This is a genomic window from Deinococcus rubellus, from assembly GCF_025244745.1.
GTDB lineage: Bacteria > Deinococcota > Deinococci > Deinococcales > Deinococcaceae > Deinococcus > Deinococcus rubellus.
In genome coordinates this window covers 1,288,691-1,304,765 of the sequence record NZ_CP104213.1, presented here as the reverse complement: position 1 = coordinate 1,304,765, position 16,075 = coordinate 1,288,691, and the positions used below count along the sequence as shown (strand labels likewise).

The 16,075-nt window shown below is 67.5% G+C and carries 16 protein-coding genes; 5 read left to right on the top strand and 11 right to left on the bottom strand.

Annotated features, from left to right (window positions below):
- Window positions 1–9 precede the first annotated feature (9 nt).
- On the top strand, window positions 10–627 hold the full coding sequence (locus N0D28_RS06850) for a ComF family protein (RefSeq protein ID WP_312846437.1): 618 nt from the start codon (window positions 10–12) through the stop codon (window positions 625–627).
- Here N0D28_RS06850 and N0D28_RS06845 read toward each other — a convergent pair.
- From N0D28_RS06845 to N0D28_RS06825, 5 genes are read right to left on the bottom strand one after another with little or no spacing between them, the layout of a single operon-like run.
- Window positions 624–1,154 (bottom strand): DUF1684 domain-containing protein, encoded by a 531-nt coding sequence (locus N0D28_RS06845; RefSeq protein WP_260561621.1) that lies wholly within the window; start codon window positions 1,152–1,154, stop codon window positions 624–626. The genes N0D28_RS06850 and N0D28_RS06845 overlap by 4 nt on opposite strands.
- Window positions 1,151–1,366 (bottom strand): RNA-binding S4 domain-containing protein, encoded by a 216-nt coding sequence (locus tag N0D28_RS06840; RefSeq protein ID WP_260561620.1) that lies wholly within the window; start codon window positions 1,364–1,366, stop codon window positions 1,151–1,153. The genes N0D28_RS06845 and N0D28_RS06840 overlap by 4 nt, the downstream gene beginning before the upstream one ends.
- Window positions 1,367–1,382: 16 nt before the next feature.
- Window positions 1,383–1,940 carry a hypothetical protein gene (locus N0D28_RS06835; RefSeq protein ID WP_260561618.1) on the bottom strand — a complete coding sequence of 186 codons (558 nt, stop codon included), beginning with the start codon at window positions 1,938–1,940 and terminating at the stop codon, window positions 1,383–1,385.
- Entirely contained in the window at window positions 1,937–3,148 is a 1,212-nt protein-coding gene (locus tag N0D28_RS06830) for a hypothetical protein (RefSeq protein WP_260561617.1), read from the bottom strand. Before N0D28_RS06830 ends, N0D28_RS06835 begins: the two co-directional genes overlap by 4 nt.
- The gene (locus tag N0D28_RS06825; RefSeq protein ID WP_260561616.1) at window positions 3,145–4,257 is read right to left on the bottom strand and encodes a putative Ig domain-containing protein; all 1,113 of its coding nucleotides are present in this window, start codon (window positions 4,255–4,257) and stop codon (window positions 3,145–3,147) included. Before N0D28_RS06825 ends, N0D28_RS06830 begins: the two co-directional genes overlap by 4 nt.
- A 125-nt stretch (window positions 4,258–4,382) precedes the next feature.
- Here N0D28_RS06825 and N0D28_RS06820 point away from each other — a divergent pair, with 125 nt between their 5' ends.
- The 3 genes from N0D28_RS06820 (at window position 4,383) to N0D28_RS06810 (ending at window position 8,828) form a co-directional block, all read left to right on the top strand.
- Window positions 4,383–7,301 carry an insulinase family protein gene (locus tag N0D28_RS06820; protein ID WP_260561615.1) on the top strand — a complete coding sequence of 973 codons (2,919 nt, stop codon included), beginning with the start codon at window positions 4,383–4,385 and terminating at the stop codon, window positions 7,299–7,301.
- Between the two features lie 97 nt (window positions 7,302–7,398).
- Window positions 7,399–8,088, top strand: coding sequence for a HepT-like ribonuclease domain-containing protein (locus N0D28_RS06815; protein WP_260561614.1), 690 nt, complete (start codon window positions 7,399–7,401; stop codon window positions 8,086–8,088).
- Between the two features lie 89 nt (window positions 8,089–8,177).
- The gene (locus N0D28_RS06810; protein WP_260561613.1) at window positions 8,178–8,828 is read left to right on the top strand and encodes a YcjF family protein; all 651 of its coding nucleotides are present in this window, start codon (window positions 8,178–8,180) and stop codon (window positions 8,826–8,828) included.
- A 19-nt stretch (window positions 8,829–8,847) separates the two neighbouring features.
- Here N0D28_RS06810 and N0D28_RS06805 read toward each other — a convergent pair whose 3' ends face one another.
- The 6 genes from N0D28_RS06805 to icd form a co-directional block, all read right to left on the bottom strand.
- Entirely contained in the window at window positions 8,848–9,663 is an 816-nt protein-coding gene (locus N0D28_RS06805; protein ID WP_260561612.1) for a GNAT family N-acetyltransferase, read from the bottom strand.
- Window positions 9,660–10,769 carry an o-succinylbenzoate synthase gene (gene menC / locus N0D28_RS06800; RefSeq protein ID WP_260561611.1) on the bottom strand — a complete coding sequence of 370 codons (1,110 nt, stop codon included), beginning with the start codon at window positions 10,767–10,769 and terminating at the stop codon, window positions 9,660–9,662. Before menC ends, N0D28_RS06805 begins: the two co-directional genes overlap by 4 nt.
- Before the next feature lie 43 nt (window positions 10,770–10,812).
- The gene (locus N0D28_RS06795; protein ID WP_260561610.1) at window positions 10,813–12,000 is read right to left on the bottom strand and encodes an HD-GYP domain-containing protein; all 1,188 of its coding nucleotides are present in this window, start codon (window positions 11,998–12,000) and stop codon (window positions 10,813–10,815) included.
- A 214-nt stretch (window positions 12,001–12,214) separates the two neighbouring features.
- Window positions 12,215–13,453, bottom strand: coding sequence for an alanyl-tRNA editing protein (locus tag N0D28_RS06790; RefSeq protein ID WP_260561609.1), 1,239 nt, complete (start codon window positions 13,451–13,453; stop codon window positions 12,215–12,217).
- Between the two features lie 21 nt (window positions 13,454–13,474).
- Window positions 13,475–14,188 carry a GNAT family N-acetyltransferase gene (locus N0D28_RS06785; RefSeq protein WP_260561607.1) on the bottom strand — a complete coding sequence of 238 codons (714 nt, stop codon included), beginning with the start codon at window positions 14,186–14,188 and terminating at the stop codon, window positions 13,475–13,477.
- 177 nt (window positions 14,189–14,365) lie between these two features.
- Window positions 14,366–15,607, bottom strand: coding sequence for an NADP-dependent isocitrate dehydrogenase (icd, locus tag N0D28_RS06780; protein ID WP_260561606.1), 1,242 nt, complete (start codon window positions 15,605–15,607; stop codon window positions 14,366–14,368).
- A 188-nt stretch (window positions 15,608–15,795) separates the two neighbouring features.
- Between icd and N0D28_RS06775 the strand changes: the two genes are divergently transcribed.
- Complete coding sequence (locus N0D28_RS06775; protein WP_260561605.1) at window positions 15,796–16,044, top strand: hypothetical protein; 249 nt, start codon at window positions 15,796–15,798, stop codon at window positions 16,042–16,044.
- Window positions 16,045–16,075 lie beyond the last annotated feature (31 nt).

Genomic DNA, 16,075 nt, shown 5'->3' with positions numbered 1-16,075 from the left:
CGTGCCCTGTTGCCGCGCCCCTGTCCCGGCTGCGGAGCGGCGCTGGGCCGGGAGAGCGGGCTGTGCAGGGCTTGCCGGGCCGAGTTGCGCCCACGCCTGGAACGCCACTCGATGCTCAGCAATGCCGTCACGCCGCATCTGGTGATTCTGGGCGAGCACAGGGCGGTCCTGCGCCGCGCTGCCCGTGAGCTGAAATACGGCGGCCACCGCGATCTGGCGCAGGTCTTGGGAGCAGCACTGGCACGCGGCGTGCCGGATGAATGGCATCTGAAGGCGGTGAGCGCCGTACCGATGCACGCGGGCCGTCAGCGTCAGCGCCGCTTCAACCACGCCGAGCTGCTGGCCCGCTGCGTCGCCAGTGAGCTGGGTTTGCCCTACCAGGAAAGCCTGCGCCGCACCCGGGCCACCACCCAGCAGGCCAAGCTCAGCGGCCAGGCCCGCCTTGGCAACCTGATCGGCGCATTCTCGGCGCGGGGCCAGGGCCTGAGCTTATCGGGAGCCGGACTCTCGCAACCCCTGCTGATGGTCGATGATGTGATGACCACTGGCGCAACCCTGCGCGCCTGCCGCGACGCGCTGGCCGAGGGCGGCGTGACCGAAGTGTTTTACGCGGTGCTGACCCGCTAAGGCAGCTCAGGCAGCTTCTCCCCTGCTCCCACCGCGCTCCTCAGCCAGTTCTCGGCAGGCGGCAGGGGGCAGGTCCAGGCGTCGCTGTAAGCGCAGTAGGGGTGGTAGGCGCGGTTGAAATCCAGTTCGGCAGTATTGCCGAAGAGCGGCACGTCGAGGTAGCGGCCCGCACCGTAGGTGGTGTGGCCGCTGGTCGCGTCCCGGAACGGCACGAACAGCGCCGCCGGGGCAACCTCATCCGCGCGGGCATACAAGATCAGGCGCTCGCCGCCGGGCAACTCGGCTGTGCCCCAGGTGATAAAAGACTGGGTCTCGCCGGGCGTGCTGGTGACCAGCGTCACGGCGGCAGCGGGCAGACGGTCCACCTTCAGCCGCAGGTTCCAGGCCGGGTCGGGCGGAAAATAGCTCAGCCCAGTAAAGCTGCCCACATCTTTCACAGGCCCGCGTCCGCTGCGAAAGAAAGTGTCCTTGCGGGCGCGGAACTCCTCTAAGTTGCCCAGCCAGTCCTGCTGTGCCGGGTGGCTCACCACTCCACTGGGTGGGCCACGCCGTGGATCTCGACCACGTCGCCGCGCTGGAGTTTCTTGCGGCGGCGCGTCTCGATCTCGCCGTTGAGTTTGACCTCACCGTTCTGGACGCGGAATTTGGCCTCGCCCCCGGTGTCCACCAGCCCTTTGAGCTTCAGGAAGTCTTGCAGGTCGATGGTGCCCAGCGCGGCAGGTTCAGGGATATCGTTCATGGCCTTCAAGTATGGCTCAGGGAATCCGGTATTCGTCGGTGAACAGCTTGAGGTCGCTCTCGTCCACCCGGCCGTCACGGTTGAGGTCGCCAGGCAGCCCGCCGCCGGACTTGCCGAAGTTGCCCATCAGGAGTGCCAGATCGGTCAGATCAACCTTGCCGTCGCCGTTCACGTCAGCTCCGCTGAGCTTGCGCCGGGCCGCTTGCGGCGTGAATTCCGTGAGGCCCAGCAAGCTGCCGATCTCGGCGCGCACCGCCTGGACGAGCGGCACCGGCCCCTGGGGGTTGAACTCGGTGCGCCGCACCCCGGCAACCGTCAGGGTGCGCGACGACACGTCGGGGTTGAACGGCACACTCCCGCCCAGCACCAACAGCGCTCCGCCGCCCTGGGCGCTGTCGTCGAGCGTCACCGGAAAGTCGGGGCTGCTGAGGGCCGCGAGCGCCGAGAGGACCGCCTGCCGCAGCGCCTGACCATCGGGCCGCAGCGGCACACTGGCAAAACTGGCCGCCTGCACTGTGCCGGACAGTAACCCTGTGCCGAGCGTCAGGCAGGCCACCACCATCCAGCGCTTCACTTGCCCGCCTTGGCCCGCGCGTCGAGCACGGTCTTGCGAAAGGTTTCCAGCGTCATCTGACCGGGTAAGGGAGCCGCAGGCACAGCAGTCGCAGGCGCAGCGGCGGGTGCGGGAACCAGAGGCTGAGGAAGCACTGGCACGGCCTGAACCGGGGTGGCGTCGGACTGGGCTGTGCCGGTCTGGGCCGTGTCTGTTTGGGCCGGTGCGGGCGAGCCGATGGGCAACGAGCCTGCCGGAGCGGGAAGATTGGGAACGGTGGGCGTGGTAGCCGGGGGTGTGGCCGCCGTGTTGGCTGGGGCTGGACTGGCCGGACTGACTAGAGCTGGAATGACTGGAGCTGCCGGGGCCGGACCGGGCGCGGCCGGGGTCGTCGCTGCTGGCCCAGTTGGGGCGGCAGACGGCGCAGCAGTGGCAGCAGCAGGAGCCAACGCCGGAGAAGCCGAGGCCGCGACCGATTCGTCGAGGGCAGTGGGGGGCAGGGCCGCAGCGGCGGGCGGCGTCACAGCAGCGGCTTCAGCTGGCGTGCCAGTGGCCGGGTCGGGTGCGGGGGGCGTCACGGGTGCCGCGCTGGGCTGGGCCGGACTGGTTTGGGTCGGGTCAGGTTGCGTTGAACCCGGCAGGGTTGGATTGGGCTGGGCGGGCGTCAGCTGGGGCAAAGTGGTGGGCGCTGGGCTCACCGGAGCCGCAGCAGGCACAGCGTTGGCAGGCAAGGCAGTGGGAGCAACGGTTCCCTGCGGCGCGGTACTGCCCGGCGCGGGCGCAACTGGGGTCACGCCGGGAGTGCCTTCAGGCAGATTAAGAACCACCTTGCTCTTCCCCGTGCCCTGTACTGGATAAAACCCCTGGTTGAAGCCCACCAGCGGACTGTCGTAGCGCGATTTGTAAAGCAGCAGCATCATTTCACCGCCAGTCAGCAGCGGCCCATCCTGAATGCCGCCGAGCACCCAGACGCTGGGCCTGTTCTGCGACTGCGGCAGGCCCTGGGCGTCGCCCGCCAGCGTTTCCAGAACAGTCAGCGGGTATACCGTCCAGGTCTGCCCGTTCTCCTGCACGCTGGTCGGCGCTTCCACAGTGGCCCGCACGATCACGTCGGCCTTGACTGCCTGCTGCACCAGCGTCAGCCTCGGCGCGGAGGTGGCTCCCGCCAGGGTCAGCAGGCCCAGCAGCATGGCGTTGACAGAGTGGCGAATGGGGAAATGGCGCTTCATTTGCCGTCTCCGGAGGTGGCCGGGTCTGTCTTGACAGGAGCTGGGTCGACGGGGACTGGGTCGGTGGGGGCTGGGTCGGTGGGGGCCAGATCAGGAATGGCTGGCTCAGGGTTAACCGGATCAGCTTTGGATGGACCGGTGACTGGCGGGGCCGTGTCGCCGGGGGGCTGGGCAACGGGGTCGGGGACGGCCGGAGCGGTGGGAGCTGGCTCAGCCTTCACCGGGTCGGCGGGCTTGGCCGGGTCCGCCGCCTTGTCCGGGCTGGTCTGCGGAGCGGGCGCGGCGCTGTCACTTGCAGCGGGAACCGGACTGACCGGCTGCTGTATTGCCGGACCCGCTGCGTTCGGCGGTTTGACTTCCTGCGGCTTGACCTCGCGCAGCACCTTGCCTGCGCCGTCCAGAGCCAGCACGAAGCTGGTCGAGCCGGAGGCGACCGGGACCAGCGTCAGCGGCTGGTTGTTGGACGGCTTGAGGCTGATCATGGCGACCTGGGAGGCGTTCTTGGGCGGCAGCCGGAAGCCGAAATCGAGGATCAGGTTGTGCCCGCTCTGCTTCCAGAACACGATGGGGCGGCCCGCGTCGGTGCCGCCAAGCGACTGCACACCGGTCACCTGGGCGTTGTCGGGCAAGACCCAGGTGAAGTGGGCAGCCCGCACCCCGCGCGGTCCCTGGACATTCAGCGGAATGCGGGTCTCGCCGCGCAGCTCGCCGCCGGGCAGCTTGGGCACGAAATCGAGCGGCGGCAGTTCGGCCACCGACAGGTTAAACGTCTGGGACTTGACACTGAGGTTGGCGTCGACGACTTCCAGACTGAAGGTGGCGCTGCCGGTGGCTGTCGGCGTGCCGCTGATGCTGGCGCTGCTGCCGCCCGAGAATTTGAGGCCGTCAGGCAGCGTGCCGCTGGTGAGGCGCACGCTGTAGGGGCCGGTGCCGCCCAATGGCGCGACGCTGCCGCTGTAGCTCTCGCCCACATAGGCGGTGCCCAGCGACGCGCTGCTGAAACCCAGCAGATCTCGGCTGGAGGTTGGCGTGGCGCTCGGCGTGCTGCCGCTGCCGCAGGCACTCAGGAGCAGCGTCGCCCCGACGAGGGCGGGAAACAGTCGGTTCATGGAGGGCAGTTTAGCGGGTGCGGGTGAGTGCCGATACGCGGTCTGCTGAGTCGCCTGTCCTCAGGCAAGCGCCAGCGTCAGCAAAGCTGCCTTCGGGGCGGCCACCCGGCGCTAGACTTCTCGCCATGACCATTTCAGCTTCAAGTGACCTGACCGCTTCTCTCCCGCGCGTGGGCGAGCGCCTGGGCCGCTACACCGTCGAGCGCGTAGAAGCGCTGCCCGACACCGCCGCGACGTATGTGGAGCTGCGCCACGACCTCGGCAGCCGCCACATCCATATCGCACGTGCCGACGAGAACGCCGCTTTCGCCGTGACCTTTCCCACCGTGCCCAAAGACAGCACCGGCGTGCCGCACATCCTGGAGCACATCGCCCTGATGGGATCGAAGCGCTACCCGGTCTCGGACCCGTTCTTCGCCATGATCCCGCGCTCGCTCAACACCTTCATGAACGCCATGACGGCAGCGGACTGGACGACCTACCTGTTCTCGACGCGCAATCCGCAGGACTTCGGCAACCTGCTGGGCATCTACCTCGACGCCGCCTTCTTCCCGCGCCTGAGCCGTTTCAGCTTTCTGCGCGACGGCCACCGCTTCGAGAATGCCGATCCCGCCGACCCGAAGAGCGAACTGAAGATGCAGGGTGTCGTCTACAACGAGATGAAGGGCGCGATGGCCAGCCCCGGCATGGTGATGTACAAAGCACTCGGCAAGGCCCTCTACCCCGATCTGACCTACGCCAACAACTCCGGCGGCGAACCGGCCAACATCCCCGACCTGACCCACGACGACCTCAAGGCCTTCCACGCGGCGCACTACCACCCGTCCAACGCCTTTTTCTACAGCTACGGGCAGATGCCGCTCACCGATCTGCTGAATACCATCGAGACGGACGTGATGAGTCAGTTCGGGCCCAACGAACTCGACGTGCAGATTCCCGACCAGCCGAACTTCGAGTCGCCGCGCCGCGAGGAAGTGCGCTACCCGTCCACCGACATCGAGCGCGGCGCGCAGGTGGTGGTGGCCTGGAAAGTCACGCCGACCTACCAGGCCTACGACAACCTCAAGTGGAGCGTGCTGAGCGAGGTGCTGCTGGGCAACCCGGCGGCCCCGCTCTACAAACCGCTGATCGATTCGGGGCTGGGCAGCGCCCTGGCCGACGGCAGCGGCTACCACGACAACTTCCGCGAGGCGGCCTTCGGGGCGGGCCTCAAGGGGCTGAGCGCCGGGAACGCGCCCAAAGTGGAGGCGCTGGTGCTGGAGACCCTGGCGCAGATCGAACGCGAGGGCTTAGATGACGCCCTGATCGACAGCGCCCTGCACCAGTTCGAGATCGCCCAGCGCGAGGTGAGCAACGCGGGCACGCCCTACGCCCTGAAGCTGCTGTTCGCGGTGGTCAATCCGTGGCTCTACGGCGGCGACCCGGTGGCGAGCCTCAATCTGGCCACCGAATTGGATAAGTTGAGTGCCGAGCGCAAGGCGGGCCGGGTCTTCGAGCCGATGATCCGTGAGTGGCTATTGGAGAACCCGCACCGGGTCACCCTGACCCTGACGCCCGACCCAGCCATGCAGGACCAGCAGGCCGAGGCCGAGCGGGCAATGGTGACCCGTCTCGGCGCGAACCTGACCGACGCAGACCGCGCCGCCATCGTCGAGGACGCCCTGGCGCTGCAAAACGCCCCGGCGGACGACCACTCGCTGCTGCCCAGCCTGGGCCTGAACGATGTGACCCTCAGCGTGCCGCGCCCCAGCTACAGCCACGAACAGCAGCCCAGCGCCGACCTCTACCGCGCGGCCCAGCCCACTGGGGGCCTGGTCTACCTGGACGTGCAACTGCCGCTGCCGGAGCTGAGCCAGGACCAACTCGACCTGCTGCCCTTCTACGCCTACGCGGTGACCCGGAACGGCGCGGCAGGCCTGGACGAGGTGGCGCTGGCCCGCCGCATCGAGGCCGTGACCGGCGGCATCAGCGCCTCGGCGGGCAAGGGCAGCAGCCCGGACGACCTGGACGCCGTTCGCATCAGCCTGACCTTCAGCGGCAAGGCGCTCTCGCGCAACAAAGGTGCGCTGGTCGAGCTGCTCAAGGGCGTGATCGCCGAGCCGAAATTCAGCGACGAGCGCCTCTCGCAACTGGTCAACCAGCGGGTCGCGGGCATGCGCTCGGGGATCGTCGGCAACGGCTCGGCCTACGCCTCTACTCTGGCCGGGGCGCAGATCAGCCCACTGGAAGCACTGGATGAGCGCCAGGGCGGATTTACCGCCTTCAAAAGATTGCAGGCGTGGCAGGCCGAGGGCCACTGGGCCGAGCTGCGCGCCCGCCTGGAAGCACTGACCGCCGTGATCCTGGCCGCCCGCGCCCGGATTGCCGTGAGCGCCACCGAAAGCGACCTTGACCTCGACCTCGCGCCGCTGGCAGACCTCTTCAGCGGCGCGGCCCGGCAAACCTACACCCCGGCGCTGGCCCCGCGTATCCCGCAGGCGCGCACCGCCGATACGCCAGTGGCCTACAACGCTGTGGCGTTTGCCAGCGTGCCGTTCGTTCACGCCGACAGCCCGGCGCTGCTGGCGCTCAGCAAGTTGCTGAGAACCGAGTATCTGCTCAAGGAGCTGCGCGAGAAGGGTGGGGCCTACGGCGGCAGCGCCTCGTTCGACCCGCGCAGCGGCGTGTTCAGCATGAGCAGCTACCGCGACCCGCACATCGGGCGCACCTTCGAGGTGTTTGCCGGAGTGGCCGACTTCCTGGGCGGCGAGCTGAGCCAGCGCGAGCTGACCGAGGCGCTACTGAGCGCCAGTCGTCAGCTCGACCCGCTGCTGAGCGCCGACAGCCTGGCCCGCAGCCGCATCTTCTCCGATCTGGCAGGCTTCAGCGCCGACCTTCAGGAAGACTACAAGGCCCGCCTGATGCGGGTGACGCTGGACGACCTGCGGCGGGTGCAGGCCACCTACCTCACGCCCCCGCAGGCCACCTACGCCACCCTGTCAGGCCGCGATCCCAATCCCGAGACGGCAGCGCAGGGCCTGACTTTCGAGGTGCAGAGCATCTGAGGCTTCAAGTCTCACGGTAGTCACCCAGCCTCTCCAGCCCCGACCCGCACCCGCCGGTCGGGGCTGTTCGGGTCATGACCGCACTATCCTGTGGGACATGACCGGGCCGAACTTCAAAGAAATTCGTCCAGACCTCGCCACCGTCCTGAGCCTGATCCGCGAGCGGGAGGGAGAGTGGCGCAATCTGGGCGTGACGCGGGTGCGGGTCTTCGGCTCGGTGGCGCGCCAGGAAGCTGGGGCCGAGTCGGACGTGGACGTGCTGCTCGACCTTGCGCCGGAAGCCGGGCTGCTGACGCTGGCACGCGCCCGCGAGTTTTTCGAGCGGTTACTGGGCCACCGCACCGACGCCGTGACCGAAGCGGCCCTCAAGCCGCCACTGAAGCGCGAAGTGCTGCTTGACAGCGTGGACGCGCTGGAGCCGCAACTCCACCCGCCCTGCGCTGGCCGCAAGCGGTGGAAGTGGCGGCTCTCCGAACTGAGCGCCGACATTGACGCCCTGCGCCGGATCACCGCCGGGCAGACGCTGGAGAGCTTCCGAACCGACCCGCTGCGCTTTGACGCCGCGCTGCTGCGGCTGCTGCGCATCGGGGAGGGCACCAAGTACCTGCCCCAGCACCTGCAAGACCTCCACCCCGAGGTGCCCTGGGCCACCCTGCGCGACGTGCGGAACATGGTGGCCCACGACTATTTTGGCCTTGATCCGGCACTGGTGTGGGTCAGCGCCACCCGCGAGTTCCCGGCGCTGCGGCCTGTGCTGGAGCAACTGACCCGGGCGGGCGAGGACTGATCCAGCCAGATTGACCCGAATGGACCCACACCAAGCCCCGCTCAAGGCTTCCGGTCCATTCGCTCAGGCGGGGGCGCTAGCATATCCGTATGCTCCCGCTTCTCAAGCAGGTTCTCGACAACTTCAACTTTGACATTGACCCCGACAAATCCCGCGAGGAAAACGGCGAGGACGTGATTCGCAACGCCGCCCTGCTGACCGGGGCGGTGGCTGTGGAGCCGCTACCGTTTGCCGATTTGCTTTTGATCACGCCGCTGCAAATCAAGATGGTGCTGCACGTCGGCAAGATTCACGGCTTCGAGATCAGCGCCGAGCGCGCCCGCGAGATCATCCAGGAACTCGGTGCGACGATTGCCTACGGCATGCTGGCCCGCCAGGTCATGCGCGGGCTGGCCAAGCTGGCCCTGCCGGTGATTGGCGGCCTGATCACCGCGCCCGCCGTCTACGGCTGGACCTACGCGCTGGGCAGACTGTCCGAGCAGTATTTCGAGCAAAAGCGCCTGGGCCTGCCGTTCGACCAGCACCAGCGCTCGCAGGTGGTGCAGGAAGCCAGGAAGAAGACCAAGAACATCCTGCCCACCGCCAGCGATTTCTCGGATCTCGCCTCGGAGTTGCGCCGCCGCGCCGAGGAGCGCAGCAAGGCCACGCCTGACAGCGACAAGACGGTGGACGCCGCACCGGTCGACCTGACCAAAGACAAGGGCAGTGACCGCCCGCCGGACCGGACGAAGCTGAACTGAGTCGTCCGTAGCTGGGCGGTTAGCGCTCCAGCAGGTAAAACGCCCGCTCCCCCTGCCGCAACAGGTCGGTGACGGCGTAGCCCACGCCGAGGTAGTGGCCCAGCACTTCCCGCAGCGCCAGCCGCCAGGCCAGCGGCAGCGGGTCGGGCAGTGCGAAGGCGTCGAGCGGCACCTCGGCCAGCAGGCTGGGCGCGTCGGCACTCAAATCAGGCACACCGGGAGCCTGACCCTGCGCTTTCAGCACTCTGGGTTGGCCGGGTACGGGAACGGGCTGGGAGTGCTGCCCCAGGAGGTCCGGTCCAGCCAGGTCCGGTTCAGTGAGGTCAAGGTGGGGCAACTCCCACTCCACCATCAGGCGGTCGGCAGGCAAGAACGCAGAGACGTACCACTCCGGATGGTACGACACAGCCCGCGCGCCCAGTTTGCCCAGATTGAAGCGGGCGTTGCGGGCGACGAGCGGGTCGAAGGTCCAGGTAATGAGCTTCAGGCCCATCCCGCGGGCACGCCGGGCCTGGTGCAGCTTGAGGGCCAGTGCCGCCCCGGAGCCGCGCCACTCGGGCCGCAGCGCCAGCATGTGCGAGTGGTGCCAGAGGCGGCCCTCCCGGTACGCAGGGAAGCCGTACACGAAGCCGAACGCCTCGCCTGCCACTTCCCCTGCTGGCGTCGCCGGGAAGGCCGCCGCCACCACCCCGCCGACATGCGCGTGAATGCGGAAGATGTTGCCTGGATGCACCTCAGTCTCAGGGTAGCCCCAGGCGGCGCGCTGGATGTCTTCGAGCACCTGCATCTCCGGGGCACTGACGAGGTCGCGGATGACGAACCCGCCCGCGCTCAAAGACTGAATTCCTGATGATAGTCGGCGTTGGCTTCCACGAACTCGCGGTTGAGACTGACCCCGATACCGGGACCGGGCGGCACCGGCATCAACCCGTTCTCGGCTTCCAGCGGTTCGTTGACGGTGTCGGTGGCGAAGTAGCGGCTGGCACTGGACGTGTCGCCCGGCTTGCTGAAATTCGGCAGGGTCGAGAGGTGAATGTTATGCGCCCGGCCCACTCCGCTCTCCAGCATTCCGCCGCACCAGACCGGCACCCCGAACGCCTGCGCCACGTCATGTACGCGCCGCGCCTCGCTGTGGCCTCCGACCCGGCCCACCTTCAGATTGATGACCCGCCCGGCGGCGTGGGTCAGCGCCTTGCGGGTGTCAGCGGCGCTGGCGATGCTCTCGTCGAGGCAGATCGGCGTTTTCAGATGGGCCTGCAAGGTGGCGTGGTCGTGCAGATCGTCCCAGGCCAGCGGCTGCTCGATGTAGTCGAGGCCGAACTCGTCGAGCGCTTGTAGCCGGGCCACGTCGGCCAGCGTGTAGGCGCTGTTGGCGTCCACCGTGAGATGCAGATCAGCAAAAGCCTGGCGCACCGCCCGCACCGGCTCCACGTCCCAGCCGGGCTTGATCTTGAGCTTGATGCGGCGGTAGCCTTCCGCCGCGTGCTTGGCGACACTTTCCACGGTCGCCTGGGCCGACGCCTGAATACCCAGCGACACGCCCACCTCCACTTCCGTCTTGTTGCCGCCCAGCAGTTGCCACAGCGGCAGCCCGAGTTGCCGCGCCCACAGATCCCAGGCCGCCATCTCGACCATCGCCCTGGCCATCCGGTTGCCGCGCCAGGGCTCAAGCGCCGCGCCCACCGCCTCGGGGTTGGCGAAGCGCTGGTTCAGCACGGCAGGCAGGGCCGCCCCGGTCAGAAAGCCGAGCGCGCCCGTGATGGTCTCCTCGCGGTACATCGGCAGGGCTTCCATCACGCCCTCGGAGAGGCCGGTCAGGCCGCCGCCGTGCAGCAGCAGCAGCGGCACCTGCTTGTCGGTCTGCACCCCAAAGCTGGTCTCGAAGCGGAACTTGAGCGGCAGCCTCAGCAGATAAATCTCGGCACGTTCGATGATCAGCATGCGGGCAGGATAGCCGAAGGGAGCGCAGCTTGAAGCGTTTGGCTCAGTCGCTCGCCGCCGCCATCGTCTGGGCCGCGAGTAGCTCGAAGAAGGCCGCCGTCACCTGCGGGTCGAAGTGCCTGCCCGACTGGCGGGCGATCTCGGCGCAGGCTTCCTCGGGCGTCCAGGCAGGCTTGTAGGGCCGCACGCTGACGAGGGCGTCGTACACGTCGCACAGAGCGAAAATGCGCGCCAGCAGGTGAATCTCCTCGCCGCGCAGGCCACCGGGATAGCCCTGGCCGTCCCACCGCTCGTGGTGCTGGGCCACCACCGCCAGAGAAGCGGGCGGCAAGAAGCCCAGCGCGCTGGCAAAGTTGTGACCGAATACAGCGTGGTCGCGCATTAACGCGAATTCTTCCTCGCTGAGCTTGCCAGGCTTGTGCAGAATCGAGTCGGCGATGGCGATCTTGCCGATGTCATGCAGGTACGCGCCCCAGCGCAGCGCCTGGGCCTCGGTATGACTGAGCTTGAACTGCGCGGCGAGCTGGCTGGCCATCAGCGTCACCCGGTCGGTGTGGCCCTGGGTTTCGCGGTCACGGGTTTCGAGCGCCAGCCCCAGCGCCCGCAGCGCCGCCTCGCGGGCCGAGGTCACCTGCTCCTCGGCAGCCAGCCGGGCCGTCAGCGCGGCGATGGTCCCCACCACGCTGCTGAAGAGCCGCACCTCCTCCTCGTTCCAGGCATGGGCCACGAAAGTATGCATCAGGAAGGCTCCCAGCAGTTCGCCGCGCATGCCCAGCACCGGGGCAGCCGCCAGGCTGGCGACCCCCAGCTCGGCAAAGCCCGCCGTCTGCGGCTGCTTGGCCACGTCGTCGAAGAACATCGGCGTGCGGCGGCTATAGAGCGCCTGCATCAGCGGCGTGTCGGCGGGCAGACCGTGAGCGGCAATGGCCTGCATGCCCGGCGTGTCGGGCAACTCACCCGCTGCCGCCCGCACCTGATAGATCAGTGGCGTGGGCTGGACCAGTCCGGGTTGGGTACCAAGCTGCGGAGCGACCTGCGCGCCGATCTGGAAGTACGCCGCGCCCACCGCCGCCGTGTGGCTGATCAGGGTGTCGAGCGTCGGCACCACCCCTGCTCCCAGGTCTGCGGCCTCCAGGGCGATGTGAATCAGGGTGAGTACGTTCTGGGCCGTCAAATCGCGGCTATCCAGCAGTGCAGGAGGAAAGGTGGTCGGACTGATTTCAGAGTTCATCGTGTTTCGGGGTTCATCGTGCGTGACTCCAGTGGCGTGGCCCAGCGGTCAAGAGAAAGAGGTTTTCGGCAACACGGCAACATCCCAGGGCATGCGGAATTTCTCTCATTCTCCTCAGGCGTTGTCACATTTTCATGACGGCCCGTTCACGTGAATCTGCCCACGCAACATCGGAACGTTTGCAGAACGTCCTCCTCCCTTCGTCTCCCGGCGCTCAGGCCTCAGCCAGCGCCGCTTTGAAGGCCACCAGAAAGCCTTTCAGGTCGGGCGTCTGACCCTGGGCCGCGTCCGGCTTGCCGCCGCCCTGACCGCCCGACACGGCCAGCACCCGTCTCAGGAGCTCGCCCGCGTGCAGGCCGGGCGGGGTGCCCAGGCCCACCCGGCCCCCCGGCGCGGTGATGAGCAGCACGGCCCCCTCGGGCGCGGCGCTCAAGGCAGTGGGCAGCAGAGCCGCATCCGGCAAGGTCAGTACCCGCAGTGTCACGTCACCCAGATTCTCGGTGGGCAGGCACTCGGTAGGCAGGGCGACGATCTCGTGGCCGACCAGGGCTGTCTGGGCAGCGGCGAGTCGGGCCGCCTGCGTCTGGGCCGTGCGGCGCAGCGTTTCCACCCGCGCCGTCAGGTCGCCAGGGCCTGCGCTGAGGGTCGCGGCCAGCGCTCTGGAAGCCTGATACATGTCGCCCAGGCGCTCGGCGGCAGCCTCGCCCGCCACGAAGACCACGCGGGTCAGCCCCCCCTTGATTCGCTCGGTCCGCAGCACCGTCACTGGCCCGGCCATCGCCGCCCAGGGCACATGCAGGCCGCCGCAGGCACTCACGTCGAAGAATTGCGGTTTCCCTTCCGAGCCCGCCTCGTCCTCAAAGATCACCAGCCGCACCGTGCCTGTGATCTTGGTGGTGCGGCGCAGCGGGTAGCGCGCGAGCTCGGCTTCCAGCACCTCCACCGTGCGGAGTTTGATTGGCGTTCGTCCCAGCGTTTCCCTCAGGAGCATTTCAGCGGCCCGCGCGTCGGCCTCCGCCGGCTGGCCTTCCAGATCGATGGTGCATTCAGCGTTTCGCATACCGACCGCTGCCACCGCGAACCTCGGGTCGAGGCGGAAAAACGCCTGGGCCAGCAGATGCTCGCCGCTGTGACGCTGCATGTTGTGCCAGCGCGACGCCGCATCCACCACGCCGCGCACCGCCGCGCCCACCTCCGGCACGTCGCCGTTGAGGGTGTGCCAGATGACGCCGCTCTCCCTGTCGGCCCTGTCCTTCTGGGTGTCGGTGATCTGAGCCTCGCCCCCGGCCCAGGTCAGGTCGCCCACATCGGCGTTCTGGCCGCCGCCTTCCGGATAGAACGCGGTGGCGCTGAGGGCGACCCGCTGGCCCTCAGCCTGGGTCACCAGGGCCATGAAGGTCAGTTGGGCCGGGTCGGTGTAATACAGCGGCTGGGTGGGAATCGGCAGGATCATGCCTTCAGTGTAGGTCGCGTTTTACACTGGCCCCCACACCGAGAGCTGAAGGCGGGCACGCTCCACGAAGCCCAGCGACCCGTACAAGCGGATGGCCCCGACGTTCCCGGCAATCACATGCAGGAACGGCGTCTGCTGCTCACTGAACGCTTTGCGGGCCACCCGGCTGACGGTGCGGCGGGCCAGGCCACGCCCGCGCCAGTCGGGATGGGTACACACGGCACTGACCTCGGTGAAGCCGCCGAGCCGCAGCCGCTCGCCAGTCAGCGCCACCAGCCGCCCGCCTTCCCGCACCCCGAAATAAGCTCCCAGCTCGGGGGTGCGCGGCCCGAACGGCCCCGGCTGGGCGAGCGCCACCAGTTCCAGCATCTCGGGGAGGTCCGCCGGGCCGAGCCGCACCACCGACGCCGACTCGGCCAACCCTGAATCATCCAACCGCGAGTCGTCTGGGCAGACCATCTGCACCACACCGCTCTGATACGCCAGCGTCCAGCCAGCGGGTGCGGGCTCGAGCTGGGGCCGGAACAGGACGATCTGGGCAGGCACGGCGGCAGGGTCAGCCAGGGCCGAAATCAGTGCCGCCTCGTCGCGCTCCTCGAAAGCGGTGAAGGGGGCCACCTCGGGCGCAAAGAACCGCAGTGGGCCGCCGCCAAGCGCGAACTCCACCTGCGGCCCCGTGAGGGCATGCCAGATGGGATTGTCCAGCGGGTGTTGACCCGGCCCGGCAATACTCATGCGCCGACCTGCCGGGAGGCCGCGCCGGGCGCACACAAACGAACATCAAACCGCCAGGGAAACGCCCTCACCTCCAGGTTCTACGCTGCCGGGCGGGTCCACACAAGCCCGCCCAGTTCCAGTCAGCAACAAAAAAAGCCGGAGCGCATGGCCCCGGCCTTTCCCGCTGAAGCAGATTTACATGTTGGCGATCAAAGCGTCGGCAAAGGCACTCGTCTTGACCTCGTTCGCGCCTTCCAGGTTGCGGGCGAAATCGTAGGTCACGGTCTTCTCACCGATGGTCTTGGTCAGCGAGTTGAGAATCAGGTCGGCGGCTTCGGTCCAGCCCATGTAGCGCAGCATCATCTCGCCCGACAGGATCACCGAGCTGGGGTTGATAACGTCTTTGCCCGCGTACTTGGGCGCGGTGCCGTGGGTCGCCTCGAAGATGGCGTGGCCGGTCTCGTAGTTGATGTTGGCCCCTGGCGCGATGCCGATGCCGCCCACCTGCGCCGCCAGCGCGTCCGAGAGGTAATCGCCGTTGAGATTCAGGGTGGCGATCACGTCGTACTCGGTGGGACGCAGCAAAATCTGCTGGAGGAAGTTGTCGGCGATGATGTCCTTGATGACGATGCCGCCGGGCAACTTGAGCCACGGGCCACCGTCGATCTCCACGCCGCCGAACTCGCGCTTGGCCAGGTCGTAGCCCCAGTCGCGGAAGGCCCCTTCGGTGAACTTCATGATGTTGCCCTTGTGAACCAGCGACACGCTCTTGCGGCCATTGTCGATGGCGTACTTGATGGCGGCGCGCACCAGCCGCTCGGTGCCCTCACGCGACACCGGCTTGATGCCCAGGCCCACCGTGTCGGGAAAGCGAATGGCGGTCACATTCATCTCTTCCAAGAGGAACTTGCGGAGCTTGTCGCGCTCGGGGGTGCCATCCTTGTATTCGATTCCGGCGTAGATGTCTTCAGTATTCTCGCGGAAGATGATCATGTCCACGTCTTCGGGGCGCTTGACCGGGCTGGGCACGCCCTTGAAGTACTGCACCGGACGCACGCAGGCGTAGAGGTCAAGTTCCTGGCGCAGGGCCACGTTGATGCTGCGGATGCCGCCGCCAACGGGCGTGGTCAGCGGCCCCTTGATGCCGAAGAGGTACTCGCGGAAGGTGTCGAGCGTTTCCTCGGGGAGCCAGACGCCCTCGCCGTAGGTGTTGACGGCCTTCTCTCCGGCGTAGGTTTCCATCCACTCGATCTTGCGCGCGTCGCCGTAAGCCTTGTGCACAGCGGCGTCGAGTACCCGAACGCTGGCCTTCCAGATGTCGGGGCCGGTGCCGTCACCCTCGACAAAGGGGATGATGGGATTGTTCGGGACATGCAGTTTCCCGTTTTGCATGGCGATCTTCTCGCCCTGCGCCGGAGCTTTGAGGTGTGTGGTCATGGCAGTCCACTTTACCGCACCCTGGCCCTGCGGGGCAGCGGCGACGGCGCGAAGACTGTCACCGGGCCGGGTGCAGTCCTCCCCACTGATTCAACCTGCCCTTACGCAGACCTCACCCAAGCGCCAGGGTTTGGTGAAACAGTACCCTTACCCAACCGGGAATCCAATTTCGCAGGAGGTCCTCCACGATGAGTGACGATAAATCTGCCGCTGAAAACTTTTTAGACTCTGCCAAGGCCAAGGTCAACGAGGGCGCAGACCGTTTGCGCGCCGCCGGACATGAAGCTGCCAGCCACGTGGGCGGCAGCACCCTGGAAAACGCCGGGGACAAGGTCAAGGCTGCGGAAGACCGTGCCAAGGCCGAGGTCCATAACGCTGAAGCGAATGCCAGTTACAACGAGGGCAAACGCGAGAGCACCGACGGCGACGGCCACTAACAAGTTTTCAGCACCGCTTTCCTGAGCCGCA

Excerpts from the sequence above, each read along its gene's own strand:
- N0D28_RS06825 (WP_260561616.1), bottom strand. The coding sequence starts at position 4,257 with ATGAACCGACTGTTTCCCGCCCTCGTCGGGGCGACGCTGCTCCTGAGT.
- icd (WP_260561606.1), bottom strand. The coding sequence starts at position 15,607 with ATGACCACACACCTCAAAGCTCCGGCGCAGGGCGAGAAGATCGCCATG.
- N0D28_RS06840 (WP_260561620.1), bottom strand. The coding sequence starts at position 1,366 with ATGAACGATATCCCTGAACCTGCCGCGCTGGGCACCATCGACCTGCAA.
- N0D28_RS06815 (WP_260561614.1), top strand. The coding sequence starts at position 7,399 with ATGACCGGGCCGAACTTCAAAGAAATTCGTCCAGACCTCGCCACCGTC.
- N0D28_RS06810 (WP_260561613.1), top strand. The coding sequence starts at position 8,178 with ATGCTCCCGCTTCTCAAGCAGGTTCTCGACAACTTCAACTTTGACATT.
- N0D28_RS06795 (WP_260561610.1), bottom strand. The coding sequence starts at position 12,000 with ATGAACTCTGAAATCAGTCCGACCACCTTTCCTCCTGCACTGCTGGAT.
- N0D28_RS06820 (WP_260561615.1), top strand. The coding sequence starts at position 4,383 with ATGACCATTTCAGCTTCAAGTGACCTGACCGCTTCTCTCCCGCGCGTG.
- N0D28_RS06830 (WP_260561617.1), bottom strand. The coding sequence starts at position 3,148 with ATGAAGCGCCATTTCCCCATTCGCCACTCTGTCAACGCCATGCTGCTG.
- N0D28_RS06775 (WP_260561605.1), top strand. The coding sequence starts at position 15,796 with ATGAGTGACGATAAATCTGCCGCTGAAAACTTTTTAGACTCTGCCAAG.
- N0D28_RS06785 (WP_260561607.1), bottom strand. The coding sequence starts at position 14,188 with ATGAGTATTGCCGGGCCGGGTCAACACCCGCTGGACAATCCCATCTGG.
- menC (WP_260561611.1), bottom strand. The coding sequence starts at position 10,769 with ATGCTGATCATCGAACGTGCCGAGATTTATCTGCTGAGGCTGCCGCTC.
- N0D28_RS06790 (WP_260561609.1), bottom strand. The coding sequence starts at position 13,453 with ATGATCCTGCCGATTCCCACCCAGCCGCTGTATTACACCGACCCGGCC.